The sequence below is a fragment of the Nitrobacter vulgaris genome (assembly GCF_002028545.1).
Lineage (GTDB): Bacteria > Pseudomonadota > Alphaproteobacteria > Rhizobiales > Xanthobacteraceae > Nitrobacter > Nitrobacter vulgaris.
On the sequence record NZ_MWPQ01000059.1, the window covers coordinates 1 to 14,958 of the forward strand.

At 59.5% G+C, this 14,958-nt stretch carries 14 protein-coding genes and 1 pseudogene; 10 read left to right on the top strand and 5 right to left on the bottom strand.

Going from position 1 to position 14,958, the window contains the following annotated elements; translation table 11 throughout:
• A partial coding sequence (locus B2M20_RS20010) for a hypothetical protein (protein ID WP_210189131.1) occupies positions 1 to 278 on the top strand: 278 nt, incomplete at its 5' end.
• 904 nt (positions 279 to 1,182) lie between these two features.
• Here B2M20_RS20010 and B2M20_RS17070 read toward each other — a convergent pair.
• Complete coding sequence (locus B2M20_RS17070; RefSeq protein ID WP_079448234.1) at positions 1,183 to 2,436, bottom strand: MFS transporter; 1,254 nt, start codon at positions 2,434 to 2,436, stop codon at positions 1,183 to 1,185.
• Positions 2,437 to 2,891: 455 nt separating this feature from the next.
• Between B2M20_RS17070 and B2M20_RS17075 the strand changes: the two genes are divergently transcribed.
• The 4 genes and pseudogenes from B2M20_RS17075 to B2M20_RS17085 all read left to right on the top strand — a co-directional run bounded on the left by B2M20_RS17075 (position 2,892) and on the right by B2M20_RS17085 (position 5,177).
• A complete protein-coding gene (locus B2M20_RS17075) occupies positions 2,892 to 3,251 on the top strand; it encodes a PRC-barrel domain-containing protein (RefSeq protein ID WP_079448235.1) in 360 nt (119 codons plus the stop codon).
• 66 nt (positions 3,252 to 3,317) lie between these two features.
• On the top strand, positions 3,318 to 3,506 hold the full coding sequence (locus B2M20_RS19260; RefSeq protein WP_139372942.1) for a hypothetical protein: 189 nt from the start codon (positions 3,318 to 3,320) through the stop codon (positions 3,504 to 3,506).
• 115 nt (positions 3,507 to 3,621) lie between these two features.
• Positions 3,622 to 4,677, top strand: a pseudogene (locus B2M20_RS17080) (type III polyketide synthase); the annotation flags it as partial.
• On the top strand, positions 4,674 to 5,177 hold the full coding sequence (locus B2M20_RS17085; RefSeq protein WP_079448238.1) for an isoprenylcysteine carboxyl methyltransferase family protein: 504 nt from the start codon (positions 4,674 to 4,676) through the stop codon (positions 5,175 to 5,177). The pseudogene B2M20_RS17080 and the gene B2M20_RS17085, both read left to right, overlap by 4 nt.
• Before the next feature lie 242 nt (positions 5,178 to 5,419).
• Here the strand turns inward: B2M20_RS17085 and B2M20_RS17090 are convergent, their stop codons facing one another.
• From B2M20_RS17090 to B2M20_RS17105, 4 genes are all read right to left on the bottom strand, one after another.
• Positions 5,420 to 6,073, bottom strand: coding sequence for a hypothetical protein (locus tag B2M20_RS17090; RefSeq protein ID WP_244553575.1), 654 nt, complete (start codon positions 6,071 to 6,073; stop codon positions 5,420 to 5,422).
• A gap of 139 nt (positions 6,074 to 6,212) precedes the next feature.
• Positions 6,213 to 6,455, bottom strand: coding sequence for a hypothetical protein (locus B2M20_RS17095; RefSeq protein WP_079448240.1), 243 nt, complete (start codon positions 6,453 to 6,455; stop codon positions 6,213 to 6,215).
• A gap of 212 nt (positions 6,456 to 6,667) precedes the next feature.
• A complete protein-coding gene (locus tag B2M20_RS17100; protein WP_079448241.1) occupies positions 6,668 to 6,853 on the bottom strand; it encodes a hypothetical protein in 186 nt (61 codons plus the stop codon).
• 134 nt (positions 6,854 to 6,987) lie between these two features.
• Entirely contained in the window at positions 6,988 to 7,569 is a 582-nt protein-coding gene (locus B2M20_RS17105) for a YqaA family protein (RefSeq protein ID WP_079448284.1), read from the bottom strand.
• A 241-nt stretch (positions 7,570 to 7,810) separates the two neighbouring features.
• On the opposite strand from B2M20_RS17105, the gene B2M20_RS17110 reads away from it, so the two are divergent.
• From B2M20_RS17110 to B2M20_RS17130, 5 genes are all read left to right on the top strand, one after another.
• On the top strand, positions 7,811 to 8,869 hold the full coding sequence (locus B2M20_RS17110; RefSeq protein WP_079448242.1) for an ABC transporter substrate-binding protein: 1,059 nt from the start codon (positions 7,811 to 7,813) through the stop codon (positions 8,867 to 8,869).
• A gap of 114 nt (positions 8,870 to 8,983) precedes the next feature.
• A complete protein-coding gene (locus B2M20_RS17115; RefSeq protein WP_079448243.1) occupies positions 8,984 to 10,756 on the top strand; it encodes a glucan ABC transporter ATP-binding protein/ permease in 1,773 nt (590 codons plus the stop codon).
• Between the two features lie 301 nt (positions 10,757 to 11,057).
• Positions 11,058 to 12,449, top strand: a complete 1,392-nt coding sequence (locus tag B2M20_RS17120) for a D-alanyl-D-alanine carboxypeptidase family protein (protein ID WP_079448244.1) — start codon at positions 11,058 to 11,060, stop codon at positions 12,447 to 12,449.
• A 186-nt stretch (positions 12,450 to 12,635) separates the two neighbouring features.
• A complete protein-coding gene (locus tag B2M20_RS17125) occupies positions 12,636 to 14,318 on the top strand; it encodes a long-chain fatty acid--CoA ligase (protein WP_079448245.1) in 1,683 nt (560 codons plus the stop codon).
• A 48-nt stretch (positions 14,319 to 14,366) separates the two neighbouring features.
• Entirely contained in the window at positions 14,367 to 14,921 is a 555-nt protein-coding gene (locus B2M20_RS17130; RefSeq protein ID WP_079448246.1) for a DUF924 family protein, read from the top strand.
• Positions 14,922 to 14,958 lie beyond the last annotated feature (37 nt).

Genomic DNA, 14,958 nt, shown 5'->3' on the forward strand with positions numbered 1-14,958 from the left:
CCCAGACGAGCGATGCCGATACCGGGATGAATGCGAATGCTCTTGATCTTCTCGGCCAAAGCTCATTGTCTCCAGAAATCGCTATTGTCGGAAAGAGCATCGGAAACATCAATATCCAAGTATCCTCACCTAAAGGAGGATCAAATAATATTTTTGACGAAAAAAATTCGGGTTGCTTAGAGCGATGCCTTAACGATTTTCCAATCCAGCAGGTCTGCGGAGGCGACTGCATACCGGTTACCGAAATGTTCGATATTGGCGTAAGTCCGTCCGTTTGATTGCGAGTAATTCCGTACAGAGAAACCACCACCGAAGTTGGCCTTGATCGATTTTTCGACCTGCAAGCGGGATGCCGCAGCCGATGCGCGATTCGTGTTTTCACCGCTCGCAGCGCTGGCGATCCCCGGCAGCAACAGGACAGATACAGTTGCGCACCCTTTGACAAAATCTCTACGCTTGATGTCCATGATCTGGACCCCTGCTAAAGGATAATTCGAAATGAGTTGAACGACCTTAAGTGGTCGGTGGGTGTAAAGGCACGACAGAGACACAATACGACAGAGACATAGAGCGGGTTCAGCGTGGAGCGTGCGTGGACTAAAAATCACCCCAAAATATGATCGAGATGGCTGCCTTATGCAAGCTAGGTCATTTCAAGGTATTCGTGTGATCTGCAAACGCACCGCAACCTTAGACAACTGGATCATTGGGATTTGTACGAAATGATGTCGCTGAAGCACATAATCAGCGGCGGAATTCCGCTGAGGCGAAGCGCGCGCAATCTGTTCGCTGCTGAACAGCCTGTATCGAAGGTGGCCGTGTGGCCGTAGAGCCGAACCTTAAAAGGCGCCCGCGGATTTTCCAGAGCAAGTGAGGACTATCACACCGACCGTACTAAAATACCTGACCCGTCGGCATGCGGAATAGCGGATGTGCCAAAAACCTTAGGAACAGACGCTCTGCCTTAGCGTTCTATGCCATTCATCTCGCATCTGGAGATACCGATGGCCGACGCACAACGCAACGATCGCGGGTCCAGGTTGGGAAGCGGTCGCAAATCAACGATGGCTGAGCGCTTCCTCTCCTATGTCAAACGATTCTGTCCGTATTCAAGTTAAAGGCCCGGCGTGTCCAAAGGACAGAGCCGGGCCTCATCACATTTCATCCTTTCCGAACCTCACCTCAGTGAGCGGGCGCGGACTCCGCAATCGCGTGAATAGGTTTGACGTTCTTGAAACCCACGCGCGAGAACGAGACATAGAACGCGGCGATATTCATGAGCGCCCAGATGAAGAAGCCCAAAGTGTAACCGCCCATGAGAAATTTGCTGCCGGCAAGGATCGCGGTCATGGTGAAACCGCATGCTGCGCCGGCAGCCTTGGCCAGTCCGCTAACCGCACCGACGTGCACGAAGTACATCGGGATCAGTTTGATGACTGCCGCCGCGGCTGCACCGGACAGTAACGCAAGCCCGTAAATAGCGAACAGCTCGATGGTCAGCGAGATCTGCAAGGCCAAGAGCACCGCCAGCGCCGACATCAATCCGAACATTATGCTCAAGATGCTGAGAACATCGTAACGGTCGGCGAGCCAGCCCCCCAATGGTCGAGTAATGGCAACGCAGACCACCAGAATCGGCGTATAGACCGCGACCGCAGTCGTTGGATCCACGCGCCAATGATCAACCAGATAAGTCGGCATCGTTGACGCGAAGAAAACCAACGTGCCAAACGCAACCCAATAAAGACCGGGAACGAGCCATACGACGATGCCCGAGCGGTAGACGGCGAAGATCTCGCTCATCGACGTATTCTTGAGCACCCGGTTCGGCGGATCAGACGTAAAGAACATGTAGACCGCCGCCATGAACAACGTGGGAATAGCGAATATCGGGAATATCATCCGCCATCCGTCCGGATCATTTTTGTCAAAAACGTTCGTGATCAAGAACGTGACGGCCATCATGCCGACTGTAATCCCGACATTGCCCATAGCAAAAAGGCCAAGGGCGGTCCCTTGTTTCGATTTAGGGTACCAGGACGACACATGGGCATTGCCGACCACGAAACTCGCGCCGCCAAGCCCGAGCATCGTTCCCAGAAACAGGAAGCCGTAATAGCTCTCGGCGAAGGTTCCCAAAATCAGGACCACGGAGAGAGCCACAAGCAAAAGCGTGAAAACCGTCCGGCCGCCGTACTTGTCAGCCCAGATGCCGAGCGGAATGCTGATAGCGGCCGCAAAAAGCGGCTCCATCGCAGCGAGGATCAGCACCTGGGTGCTTGTAAAATGATACCACTCGATCAGAAAGGGAGCGAGTGCGGAAAACATTCCCCAAATTGCGAAACCGAGGGAGAATGCCAAGGTTGAGATCCACAACACCCTTGGGTTACCTGACGGCTCTGCCGCCTGGTTAGCCCCGACATTTAAATTTTCCACGGTCGCTCCTCATCATAACTTCTGTATCGCCGGCGCGACGCCAACTTACCGGGCGACACCAAATGGGGACTCTTGGCGTCGTTATGTCAACTATTTGACATAGTAACTCGCGGCAAGCTTCGCGTCTATCGATTTTCCGAAAAGGCCCGATCAAGGGTCACGCTGATCGCCTGATCACAATGGCGCATGGCCGATCAGGCAGTTCGGTCAGACGCTCGCGCGACCGATGACGACAGAATCGATGGAATGGTCGCCGGGCCCTGCTCCCGCGAACGGCATCCGCTTCGCTTGAAAAACTGTAGCCCGCAGGGCGGAGACTCCTCAAATGCCTTTGGTCCCGGTCGAAAGCAGGCTCTCTGTCGAGCTACCCGGTTTTGTTTAGTCCTTCCGGAACACGCCGCTCGGGAACTTTTGGTGCGTTCGACGCTTCTGCTTTCTGTCCTGGGAGGATGCCTATGACCTTGGAAGAAAACGAAACCAGCAACTTGATCGGCAGCGACAAAGTCGAAGGGACGGCCGTCTTTGGCCCCGACAACGAAAAGATCGGTTCGATCGAGCGGGTTATGATCGAAAAGACAAGCGGCCGTGTTTCGTATGCCGTCCTGAGTTTTGGCGGATTCCTTGGAATCGGCGACGACCATTATCCTTTGCCTTGGCATACCCTGAAATATGACATTCTACTCGGCGGCTATCGGACCGGCGTAACCATCGAACAACTCCAAAGTGCCCCGAAATATCGGGTTGGGAGCGGCTGGGATTGGGCCGAGCCAGCGCGAACCAAGACGGTCGACGACTACTATGCCGCCAGTTTCTAGAAGGACATAGGAGCCCGCAGCCTCTGTCATCTGCCCGTCCCATCCACAACTTCAAGGGCGATATGAATGAACGAGTCTGAACAATTGCTTGGCCGTGCGGTTTTGCAGCTCTGGCCTGAACTTAAGCGGGATGTTCAGGAACAGATCTTCGAGGCCGCATCAGTTGACCCTGAAGTTCGGCGCCGCCTGGCCGTGCTGCTCCATGATCAACACCCCAAAACAGCGTTCCCGCCTCAACCCCGTTCGCTCGCTTAGGCGGACTGAGACCTGAATTGAAACTTGAACCCATCCGCACGCGCATAGAGACGTTAGCTGCGAAAGCTTTTCGCGGCGGCTGCGTGTATGAGGAGACAATAGGAGCAGGAGCGATGATATGAAACACACGGCCGCTTTGCTTTCAATGGCGACCGGGGTTCCGCCCAATGTGTTTCATCAGTCGCAAATTCTCGACGCGGCGCGTTTCATCTTAGGCTCGCGATATCCGCAATTCGAAACGTTATCCGCTCTTTTCGCCAACACAGGCATCCAGCACCGCTACGGCGTGAAGCCGATTGAATGGTATTGCGAGCCGCGGGGCTGGCCGGAGCGAACTCAAGCCTTTCTGGACGGCGCGGAAGCACTATTCGTCGACGTCGCGCAAAAGGCCATGGAGCGGGCCGATCTTGGCGCAACTGACATCGACACCGTCGTTACGGTGTGTTCGACCGGCATCGCCACCCCGACGCTTGAGGCCCGCGTCGCCGGCAGGCTTGGCTTCCGAACGGATGTGTCGCGCGTGCCGGTGTTTGGGCTCGGCTGCGCCGGCGGCGTCGCGGGACTATCCATTGCATCGCGATTGGCGCAAGCCCGGCCAGGCACCAACGTGCTCCTCGTGGTCCTCGAACTTTGCACGCTTGCCGTTCGCCACGACGAACTGACGAAGGCCAATATCGTTGCCGCCAGCCTGTTCGGCGATGGGGCTGCGGCCGTCGTGCTGCGCGCCGGAGATGGAGGTGCAACACGTATCGAGGCGACCGGCGAGTACCTCTGGCCGAACACGCTCGATATTATGGGATGGCGCGTAGACCCTGAAGGATTCGGCGTGATCTTCCAGCGGACAATTCCGGACTTTGTGCTCGCGCACATGAAGCCGGGCGTCACCGCAGTTCTGTCCGGGCTGGGTCTCTCGATCGGAGACATCGACCGCTTCATTTGCCATCCCGGTGGCGCAAAGGTCATCGTCGCGATCGAGCGTGCTTTCTCCCTCGATCAGGGAACTCTCGATCACGAACGAAGCGTCATTGCCGATTACGGCAACATGTCAGCGGCCACCGTCTTGTTTGTACTCGAACGTGCCCGCGCACAGGGCCTGCCCTCGCGGTCGCTTGTGACCTCGCTGGGCCCGGGCTTCACCGCTAGCTGCGTCACGCTGCGTCACGCCGCGTGACTCTCGCCGCTCTCATTCTCGCGCTGGTTACAGTGCAGCGGCTAGGCGAACTTATCCTGTCCCGTTACAATACCGCGAAACTATTGGCGCGGGGCGCGATCGAGATCGCGCCTGGTCATTATCCGCTGATCGTCGCGACCCATGCCGCCTGGCTGATCGCATTGTGGGCGTGGGGCCGCGATCAGGATGTCAACTTCGTCGCCCTTTCGGTTTTCATTCTGCTCCAGGTGTTTCGCTTGTGGGTACTCGCAACCCTCGGACCACGATGGACCACGCGCATCATCGTCTTACCTGATGCGCCGATGGTGACATCAGGACCTTACAGATACTTGTCGCATCCGAACTATGCGATCGTTGTCGCGGAAATCGCAGTGTTACCGCTCGCGCTTCATCTGTATCTGCTGGCGCTTGTCTTCACTGTCCTGAACGCGCTGGTGCTCAGTATCCGCATTCGCGCCGAAACCCGCGCGCTTGCAACGGTACGCGAACGGCGGCCATGATCTGAGCCTCTCCGCTTGTTTGTCCACCATTTTTGGAGGCTCCAATATGCTGGTGAATGGAAAATGGACATCGGACTGGCAACCGGTCCAGTCCAAGGATCGTCCCGAAGGGTCCGGACCTCAGTGACTTCGGCCTTTAATGTGCGAGACGTTGGTAAGAACGACATAACGGCCGTCGGACGTACGAGTGGTACTCGGCAAGCCAATTCGACGCCGGCTAGGACGTCAAATGGCGAACAGCCTCAGATCAGCGAAGCCACCGCCTCTAGCCCGATGATGCGCGCCAGCGCACGCACCTCCTGCTTCTGGTCCTCTCGCAGCCTGGTCAACAACGGCTGGGCCGCGACCTTGATCTGCTCGATCTCACCGGCTCCGAGCGAGGCGTTCTTGCCCGGCGCCGAACGCCGCTCGTGGATTTTATGGGCGGCATCGCGCAATGCGCTTTCCACGGCTGGCCAGTAGGGCTCTTGCCCGGGCGTCAGTCGCAGCCTTCCTTTCAACGCAGCGATCTGCATATCGCTAAGCAGCGAATAATCCTTCTGAATGGACTGGTTTGCGAGTTTAGGTCGGGGACGTGGCAGCGGCGGGTCCTCGATCGGTGGCGTCGACGGCGCAATCTCGGTGTCGAGGGGAAGCTCGGTCGCAACCGCCGGCCGCAGCGATCCTGACAACGTCAGATCGGCGCCAGCGTCAGGCACAGCAGTCTGGACCGGAAGCTTGTCTGCCTTGCTCTCGCGATTGGCTGCCAACTCCGTCGGTTCTGATTCCACGGACACTGGAGACGGCGTTGCGACAAACCGGACCATCAGAACGTTGCCGCGGCCGAATATCGCCGCCAGCGCCACCCCCGTGACAACGCAGCACGCAAGCGCCAGAATCGTCATCGTCCGCGTCAAAAAAGGCCTCCAGTCCAGTTCACGAGCGGAGCCGATTGATCCTCACAACTCGATATGAATCAAGGCTTGCCTGGGCAAGACCGGGCTGGGCGGCCGATATTCACACGCAATCCGAATCTCGGGACGCGGTGGCCCGCAGTCAGGCTGCCAGAATATAGGCGTCCTGGATGTCGGCGACGAGTTCGGATACTTCCCAGATTGCATTTGGCGGGATGGCATTCATGCTGACCGTCCAGTTGGCGCCTCTGCGGGTCTTCGGCGTGCTGACGATGTCGAACTGCACCTCGCGGCACAATGGATGCCTGCCGAACGCCGCGGTCACTCGCGCCTGTAATTCCTGGATGGTCGCCGGTGTTCTTACCGACGCGATGTCGTGTTCCATCGGCCTTATGCCCGCTCGAACGGTATCTGGCCTCTTTCGGCAGATACATATCGGTCTCGGACAAGGTGTCTGATAGTGGTTAATGAGGTGTTAACAACGGAACCGCCCCCCAAGGAGTCCTCTGGTTCCGCTCAGAGCGGACTTGGAACGAACCGCCGCTGGAACACCCCCCCACGACGAGTTCACGAAGCTGGCGATCCCGTCCGGCACAATTACTTGGTCCGTTTGAGTTCCTCCAGCACCTCATCGATGGTCGCAAGATGCGTTTCCACGGCCTGGCGAACCAGCGTGTAGGGCTTGGGATCATCCGGGTCGTCCGCCCTTCGAACAACAAAGCCACGTTTGAAGGCCATCGCCCTCGCCTGCCTGAATTTTTCCAGGTCATCATTGACCGTCATCTTATGGCCCTCCCTCCTCCGCCGTTAAAAAGCGATCTCGCCCGAACTGCGGCCTCCATCTATTCCAACTCTGCCCTGTTCATCAATGCAAACGCTTCGCGCGCATGCGCCGCCCTTTGGGTCGGGATGATGCTTCAGATCAAGCGGAATGCGATCACGAATCCCAGGACGATAACGGCAGCACCGATGGACACCCAAAGACCGAGCCGCTTTTCGATTTCGTGGCGAATAGCGTCGCCGAAGCGATCGAGCAGGATCGCGACGATGAAGAAGCGGCCCCCCCGGGCGATGATCGAGCACAGGATGAAGAGCCAGACATCGTATCCGGCGAAACCCGATGTGATGGTGACGAGCTTGTAGGGAATCGGCGTCAGGCCCTTGCCGATGATGATCCACGCGCCCCAATGCGCATACGACGCGCGAAACGCTTCGACCTTGTCGCCAAGTCCATACAGATGAATGAGCCATTGGCCGACCGAGTCGTAGAGCAATGCGCCGATGGCATAGCCAAGCACGCCGCCGGCAACCGAAGCGATCGTGCATACGGTCGCGAACAGCCAGGCCCGTTGTGGCCGCGCCAGCGCCATCGGCAGCAACATGACATCAGGTGGCACCGGAAAGAATGAGCTTTCAGCGAAAGCCACTGCGGCCAAAATCCAGAGCGCATAGGGCTTGTCAGCGGCGGCGATGCACCAGTTGTAGGTCCGTCTCAGCATGGCGCGATCAACCATCGCAGAGCCGATTTGTCCATGGCTGATGCGAAGATTCAGCGGTGCTTGCACAGCGAACTGGGGCCGACGGTCGACTCACCCATCGGTTCCCGACGGAGTGTAAAAGACAACCTGAATGCGCGACATATTGCAGCGGTCATCGCGCATTTAAATTGCCTCTGATAGACTGCAACCGAGTTACGGTCGCGCGTTGCGGCCCCACAATCAGTCCGCCGCAGCATCTTCCATGCAAATACGGTCTATACGTCTCTGGTATGTCCTCCTTGTGCTCGTGAGCGCGGTCGGCGTTGCATACCTCGGCGTTGCGGGCGGCCGGGCCGACGCCGGCGCGCCAACCGAGATCAAATTCTCGCTCGACCGCCCGATCGACGCCGCCGTGGCTCCGGTCGTTCTGGCATCGACCAGGGGGCTATTCAGCGCGGAAGGCCTGAATGTCACGACGATGGCCGCCACCGACACGGCGGACGCCATTGCGCGCGTCGCGGTCGGCACGAGCGAACTGGCGCTCGCCGACCTCAACGCCCTGATCCGCTTTCGCGATCAGCCAGGCGTACGGCCAATCAAGGCGGTGTTCGTGCTGTTCGACAAAACGGCTTACGCCTTCATTGCGCGCAAGAGCCGGGGCATCACCACGCTTGCCGACATCGAGGGCAAAACGGTCGGCGTCACCGATGGCGATCTTTCCATCAGACTGTGGCCTGCACTCGCACGGCGGAACGGATTAAAACTCAAGGCCGTGAAGCTGCAGCAGATCGGCCCCGCCGTTCGTGAGCCGATGCTGTCGGCGGGCCAGCTCGACGCCATATCCGGCCTGTCGTACCTGTCGGCGATCGACCTGCGCAATCGCGGAATTCCGGCCGACGATATCGCCGTGCTGCGATTTTCCGACTACGGCTGCGCCGCCTATGGCAAGGCCCTGATCGTCAACCCGGAATTCGCAGCCGACAAGCCGGAAGCGGTGAAGGCATTTGTGCGCGCGGTGATCGCCGGTCTGCGACTTACCATCAGGGAGCCCGCGCAGGCTGTCGATGACGTGCTGGGTCAGATGGCTAGCGGATCACGGGCCGTCGAACTGCAACGCCTGCATGCGGTCCTGAGCGACAACATTCTGACTAGCGAGGTGAGACACAGAGGCATCGGCGGTATCGACCCGGTCCGGTTCGAGACGTTGCTCGACCAGATCGCCGAAAATTTCAAGTTCCGAAATCGTCCGGCGGCCACGGATATTTTTGACAGCAGTTTTTTACCACCCGCCAGCGACCGCAAGATCACGCAGGCCGAGTAGACGGCACGAGGAAGCTGTATTCCGCTGCCGGCCCGGCTATAGCGTTTTCGAGCGAACCGGTATCCACGTCGCTCGAAACCGCTATAGTGTTGCGATCCGCAAGAGCCTCTTCCAATGTCGATGGTCCGCCTTTATACGCGCGTTCTTGAATTGCTTGGCAGAGAAGCGCGGCTTGGCTGGATTTTAGCCGGCGCCAATCTGCTGCTGGCCGGCGCGCAGTTCGCCGAGCCGGTGCTGTTCGGCCGCATCGTCGACGTACTCTCCGGCAATCCCGCCGCGGGTCCTTTCGGGACAACTTCGACCTCGCCGTGGCCGCTGCTGGCGGTTTGGGTGGCCTTCGGCCTCTTCACGATCCTGTGCGGCGTGATCGTGGCCCTGCAGGCCGACCGTCTTTCCCATCGCCAGCGCCAGGCCGTGCTGACGGGCTATTTCGAGCACATCATGCAGTTGCCGCTCACCTACCATGCCGGCACCCATTCGGGACGGCTGATGAAGGTGATGCTGCAAGGCACGGACGCCCTGTGGCGGCTGTGGCTCGGATTCTTCCGCGAGCATTTCGCGGCGATGATGTCGCTCGTGGTGCTGCTGCCGCTATCGCTCTATATCAACTGGCGGCTGGCGATCCTGTTGTTCGCGCTTTGCATCGTATTCACGATGCTGACGACGCTGGTGGTTCGCAGAACCTTCGATATGCAGAACGAGGTGGAGGCGCATTTCAGCGACCTCTCTGCGCGCGCCTCCGACGCCCTCGGTAACGTCGCACTGGTACAGAGCTTTGTGCGCGTCGATGCCGAGGTTCAGGGCCTGCGGTTCGTCGTCGACAAGCTGCTGGCGGCGCAGATGCCGGTGCTGTCGTGGTGGGCCGTCGTCACCGTGATGACGCGCGCCTCGACCACTATCACCATCCTGGCGATCTTCGCCGTCGGCATCGTGCTGAATCAGCGGGGGATGACATCGGTCGGCGAGATCGTGATGTTCGTGAGCTTCGCCACCATGCTGATCCAGAGGCTCGAGCAAGTGGTAGCCTTCATCAACAGCGTGTTCATGGAGGCGCCGCGGCTCAAGGAGTTCTTCAACGTGCTCGACGCCGTTCCGGCGGTGCGCGACCGTCGCGACGCCGTCGACGCCGGGCGATTGCAGGGACTCATCGAATTCCATGACGTGTCGTTCTCCTATGACGGCAAGCGGCCCGCGGTGGAGGATCTGTCGTTCGTCGCGTTGCCCGGCGAGACCATCGCATTGGTCGGCCCGACCGGCGCCGGCAAGTCCACCGCCGCCGCGCTGCTGCATCGCGCGTTCGATCCGCAGTCCGGCAGCATCAAGATCGACGGCATGGACATCCGCAGCCTGACGCTGACCTCGTTGCGACGAAACATCGGTGTGGTGTTTCAGGAGGCACTGCTGTTCGACCGCTCGATCGCGGAGAACCTGCGCGTCGGCAAGCCTGACGCCACCGAGAAGGAGATGCGGTTCGCCGCCGAGCGGGCCCAGGCGCTCGACTTCATCGAACGCGGCGAGAAAAAATTCGACACCCATGCCGGCGAGCGCGGGCGAATGCTGTCCGGCGGCGAGCGGCAGCGGCTATCGATTGCCCGCGCGTTGCTGAAGGACCCGCCGATCTTGATCCTCGACGAGGCAACCAGTGCGCTCGACGCAGTGACCGAGGCCAAGGTCAATGCCGCGCTCGACGAGGTGATGAAGGGACGCACGACATTCGTCATCGCGCACCGGCTGTCCACCATCCGCAACGCCACGCGTATTCTGGTTTTCGAGAACGGGCGTGTGATCGAAAACGGAACCTTTGACGAACTGGTGGCGAACGGCGGCCACTTCGCTCAACTTGCGAAAGCGCAATTCATGACGCAAGAGAGTACCCCAGCAGGCTAGCCATCGTCGCGAACCAGCCCAACCGTCGAAATTCGGCCCCTTTCGTTGGGGAATTAGGCTGCGAGCCATCTGTTCTGGCTTGCCAGGCCGGTATAGATTGGAGCCGCCGCGTCGACGGCGCCTGGACACGCTTGAAACCTAGCGCGTATTCCGCAAAAGTGGATACCGGTTTTGCGATCAGAATACGCGCAGTTACTCATTGAGAGCATTTCTTACGGTTAAGTCGGACTCCCCTTAGCCGGAAAATACTCGAGAAGCAGGCCTCCTTGCCAAAGTGAGGTCTCAAAGGACCGGAACAACCGTGCATTCTTGCTTCGTCCTGTTTCGCAAATGGCTGCCGATCTGGATGGTCCTTGCTGCCGGATTGCTGGTTGCGGTCGCGCCACTGCGCGCAGCTCATGCCACCGAAGCGCATCTGCTGATCGAGGCGGACAGCGGAAAGGTGCTGGAAGCCGAGAATGCCACCTTTCCCTGGTATCCGGCCTCAGTCACCAAGCTCATGACCGCTTACGTCACGTTGATGGCGGTCAAGCACGGACGCATCACACTCGACACGCTGTTTACGGTATCGCCGACCGCCACCGCACAATCGCCTTCGAAGATGGGCTTTCGGCCGGGTACGCAGGTGACCGTCGACAACGCGTTGAAGATGATGCTGGTGAAGTCGGCCAACGACATGGCCGTGGTGCTTGCGGAAGGCGTCGGCGGCTCGATCGACGGTTTCTCGGCCGAAATGAACGCGGCCGCGCAGCGGCTTGGCATGACGCAGACGAGCTATGTCAACCCGAACGGCTTGCCTGCCGACGGCCAGATTTCCTCGGCGCGCGACATGGCTATTCTCGCGCGCGCCATCATTCACGATTTGCCTGAATACGAATATTTCGTGCACATCCCCTCGATACGCTACGGCCGCAGGGTGACGCACAATTTCAACAAGCTGATCGGGCGCTTTCCGGGCGCCGATGGCTTTAAAACCGGGTTCATATGCGCCTCCGGATATAATCTCGTTGCATCCGCTACACAGAACGGCAAACGCCTGATCGCGGTGGTGCTCGGCGCATCGTCGGGCACGATGCGCGCTGTGCGCGCCGCGCAAATGCTGGAGCGCGGCTTCGCCAACAATACGATGTCGTGGCTGCGTCCGGCGCTCGGCACTGTTGACGGGCTGGCGCCGATCGCGGCCGCGCCTCCCAATCTGCGCGATGAAATGTGCGGATCGAAACGCGCGCATCCTGCTAGCGATGAAGATAACGATGTTGTCGCCAACACGTCGACGACAAGCGCCGCCGTGATGTCGTTCTTCGCGACTGGCACGCAACCGCCAGCGCTGCGACCGGTGGACATGATGGCGGCAGCTCCGGCGCCCTCGGATCCAATCGTTGTCTATACCGGGCCGACGCGAACCGGTGCTGCCATCGCCGCAGCAGCAGAAGCCGATGCCGCACGCGATGCTCCGCCAAAAGCCGGTAAGCGCAGCAAGACTGCCCACAGCAAACGCGACGACAATGCCGCGCCGGAAGCCAAAGCTAATGAAAAATCGAAGAACCAGGTCTCGGTAACGATCAACCCCAATTCCACAAAACCTCCAGCCCATACGAAGCCGGCCGCCAGCAAAAAGCCTGATGCGAAGCGTACCGGTGCCCGGCCAGCTTCCGCCAAGCCGAAAACAGCCGAAGGCAAGTCCAAGCCGTAAACCGCCGCCAGGCGCTGGCCACCAACCATCGCGGGCCAACCACGCCAAGACAAGCCCTCGAGCCTGCTACGGCGGCACCCATGCGTCGTTACCGCGCAACTGCTTGCCTTGGACAGCCGCCTTGCCCGATATTCCCTGACCACGACATCTTTCTCTCCCTTTGAACAAGGATCACCGGGGCGTCACATGGATCGCATCTGGCTTGGGCAATATCCCGCAGGCGTGCCCGCTGACATCGACGCGTCGCAGTACGCTTCGTTGATCACGTTGCTGGAGGAGAGCTTTGCCAAGTTCAGCGACCGCAAGGCCTTCATCTGCATGGACAAGGCGATAACCTATCGCGAGCTCGACGAGACGTCGCTTGCCCTCGGCGCTTACCTGCAAGGCCGGGGACTGAAAAAGGGCGCGCGCGTCGCGCTGATGATGCCGAACGTCCTGCAATATCCGATTTCGACAGTGGCCGTGCTGCGCGCCGGCTATGTCGTGGTCAACGTCAACCCGCTCTACACGCCGCACGAGCTTGAACATCAGCTCAAGGATTCCGGTGCGGAAGCGATCATCGTGCTGGAGAACTTCGCGTCGACGGTACAGCAGGTCATCGGTAAAACCGACGTCAGGCACGTCATTGTCGGCAGCATGGGCGATCTGCTCGGCTTCAAGGGCGTGATCGTCAACTTCGTGGTTCGCCACGTCAGAAAGATGGTGCCGCCGTCATCAATCCCGGGCGCGGTCAAGTTCAACGACGCCCTTGCCGCGGGACGCGGTATGACGCTTGCCCGGCCCGAACTCGCAGCTGACGATGTGGCCTTCCTGCAATATACCGGTGGCACAACCGGCGTCTCGAAGGGCGCGACGCTGCTCCATCGCAACATTCTCGCCAACGTGCTGCAGAACGATGCCTGGCTGCAGCCGGCGCTGACGAAGCCGCCGATGATCGATCAGATCTTCATCGTCTGCGCTCTGCCGCTCTATCATATCTTCGCGCTGACCGCGTGCTTCATGCTGGGGATGCGCGCGGGCGGCGTCAATCTGCTGATCCCGAATCCGCGCGACATGCCGGGCCTCGTCAAGGAATTGATGAAGTATCAGATCAACGTCTTCCCGGCGGTGAATACGCTCTACAACGCCCTTCTCAACGCACCCGGCTTCGACCGTGTCGACTTCTCGAAACTCAAGGTGTCGATCGGCGGCGGCATGGCCGTTCAGAAGGTCGTGGCGGAAAGGTGGCTGAAAACGACGGCATGCCCGTTGCTGGAAGGCTACGGCCTTTCGGAAACCTCGCCGACGCTGACCTGCAATCCCGCCGACAGCACCAAATTCTCCGGCTCGATCGGGCTTCCCATGCCCTCAACATACGTCTCCATCCGGGACGATAACGGCCAGGAAGCGCCGCTCGGCGAGCCCGGCGAAATCTGCGTCCACGGTCCACAACTAATGCCCGGCTACTGGAATAGGCCGGACGAGACCGCAAAGGTGATGACGGCGGACGGCTTCTTCCGTACGGGCGACATCGGCATCATGTCCGCGGACGGTTACACCCGGATCGTCGACCGCAAGAAGGACATGATCCTGGTCTCCGGGTTCAATGTCTATCCGAACGAGATTGAGGACGTGATCGCGAGTCATCCGGGCGTGCTGGAATGCGCGGTGGTCGGCGTCAAGGACGAGAAATCGGGTGAGGCGGTGAAGGCTTTCGTGGTGAGGAAGGATCCGAATCTCACATCCGAGGATCTCATCAAGTTCGTGCGGACGCAGCTGACGAGCTACAAGGTGCCGAGGCGAATCGAATTCCGCGACACCCTGCCGAAAACCAATGTCGGCAAGATTCTCCGCCGCGCATTGCGCGACGAAGTCAAAGGCCCGGCTTAGCAATCATCTCTTCCGGAGCACAGGGTTCAGGAAAACGCCTGTTCGATCATGAATGACACAACTCTCCCCTCTCCCGCCGATATCCTCGCCTTCTGGCGAGAGGCCGGCATATCCAAATGGTATATCAAGAACGACGCGTTCGACGCCGAGGTACGCCGTCGCTTTCAAAGGCTTTGGGAAGCCGCTCGGGATGGCGAACTCGCGGGATGGGAGGAGACCGACGATGGCGCACTGGCGCTCGTCATCGTGCTCGACCAGTTTCCGCGCAACATGTTCCGGGGCGACGCCCGGACCTTCTCGACCGACGATCAGGCGCTAGCCGTCGCCGTTCGTGCCATTGCAGGCGGCGCCGACACGCGCATAGAGCTCGACCTTGTCGAGTTCCTTTATATGCCCCTCATGCATTCCGAGCGGCTCGCGGATCAAGACCGCTGCATTGAGCTGTTTCGCGCCCGCGGCCGACCGGACAACCTCAAATTCGCGGAAATCCATGCCGACATCATTTGCCGGTTCGGCCGTTTTCCGCATCGCAATCTTGTGCTCGGGCGCACGACGAGCGCGGAAGAGCAGACGTTTCTCGACGCGGGCGGGTTTGCAGGCTAGCGCGGTTTTGACTTTGATGGATCAAGGCCTGGGCGTT

What these genes read in the sequence shown, in the direction of transcription:
- B2M20_RS17075 (WP_079448235.1), top strand. Translation starts at nt 2,892, where the DNA reads ATGACCTTGGAAGAAAACGAAACCAGCAACTTGATCGGCAGCGACAAA.
- B2M20_RS19260 (WP_139372942.1), top strand. Translation starts at nt 3,318, where the DNA reads ATGAACGAGTCTGAACAATTGCTTGGCCGTGCGGTTTTGCAGCTCTGG.
- B2M20_RS17095 (WP_079448240.1), bottom strand. Translation starts at nt 6,455, where the DNA reads ATGGAACACGACATCGCGTCGGTAAGAACACCGGCGACCATCCAGGAA.
- B2M20_RS17100 (WP_079448241.1), bottom strand. Translation starts at nt 6,853, where the DNA reads ATGACGGTCAATGATGACCTGGAAAAATTCAGGCAGGCGAGGGCGATG.
- B2M20_RS17105 (WP_079448284.1), bottom strand. Translation starts at nt 7,569, where the DNA reads ATGCTGAGACGGACCTACAACTGGTGCATCGCCGCCGCTGACAAGCCC.
- B2M20_RS17110 (WP_079448242.1), top strand. Translation starts at nt 7,811, where the DNA reads ATGCAAATACGGTCTATACGTCTCTGGTATGTCCTCCTTGTGCTCGTG.
- B2M20_RS17115 (WP_079448243.1), top strand. Translation starts at nt 8,984, where the DNA reads ATGTCGATGGTCCGCCTTTATACGCGCGTTCTTGAATTGCTTGGCAGA.
- B2M20_RS17125 (WP_079448245.1), top strand. Translation starts at nt 12,636, where the DNA reads ATGGATCGCATCTGGCTTGGGCAATATCCCGCAGGCGTGCCCGCTGAC.
- B2M20_RS17130 (WP_079448246.1), top strand. Translation starts at nt 14,367, where the DNA reads ATGAATGACACAACTCTCCCCTCTCCCGCCGATATCCTCGCCTTCTGG.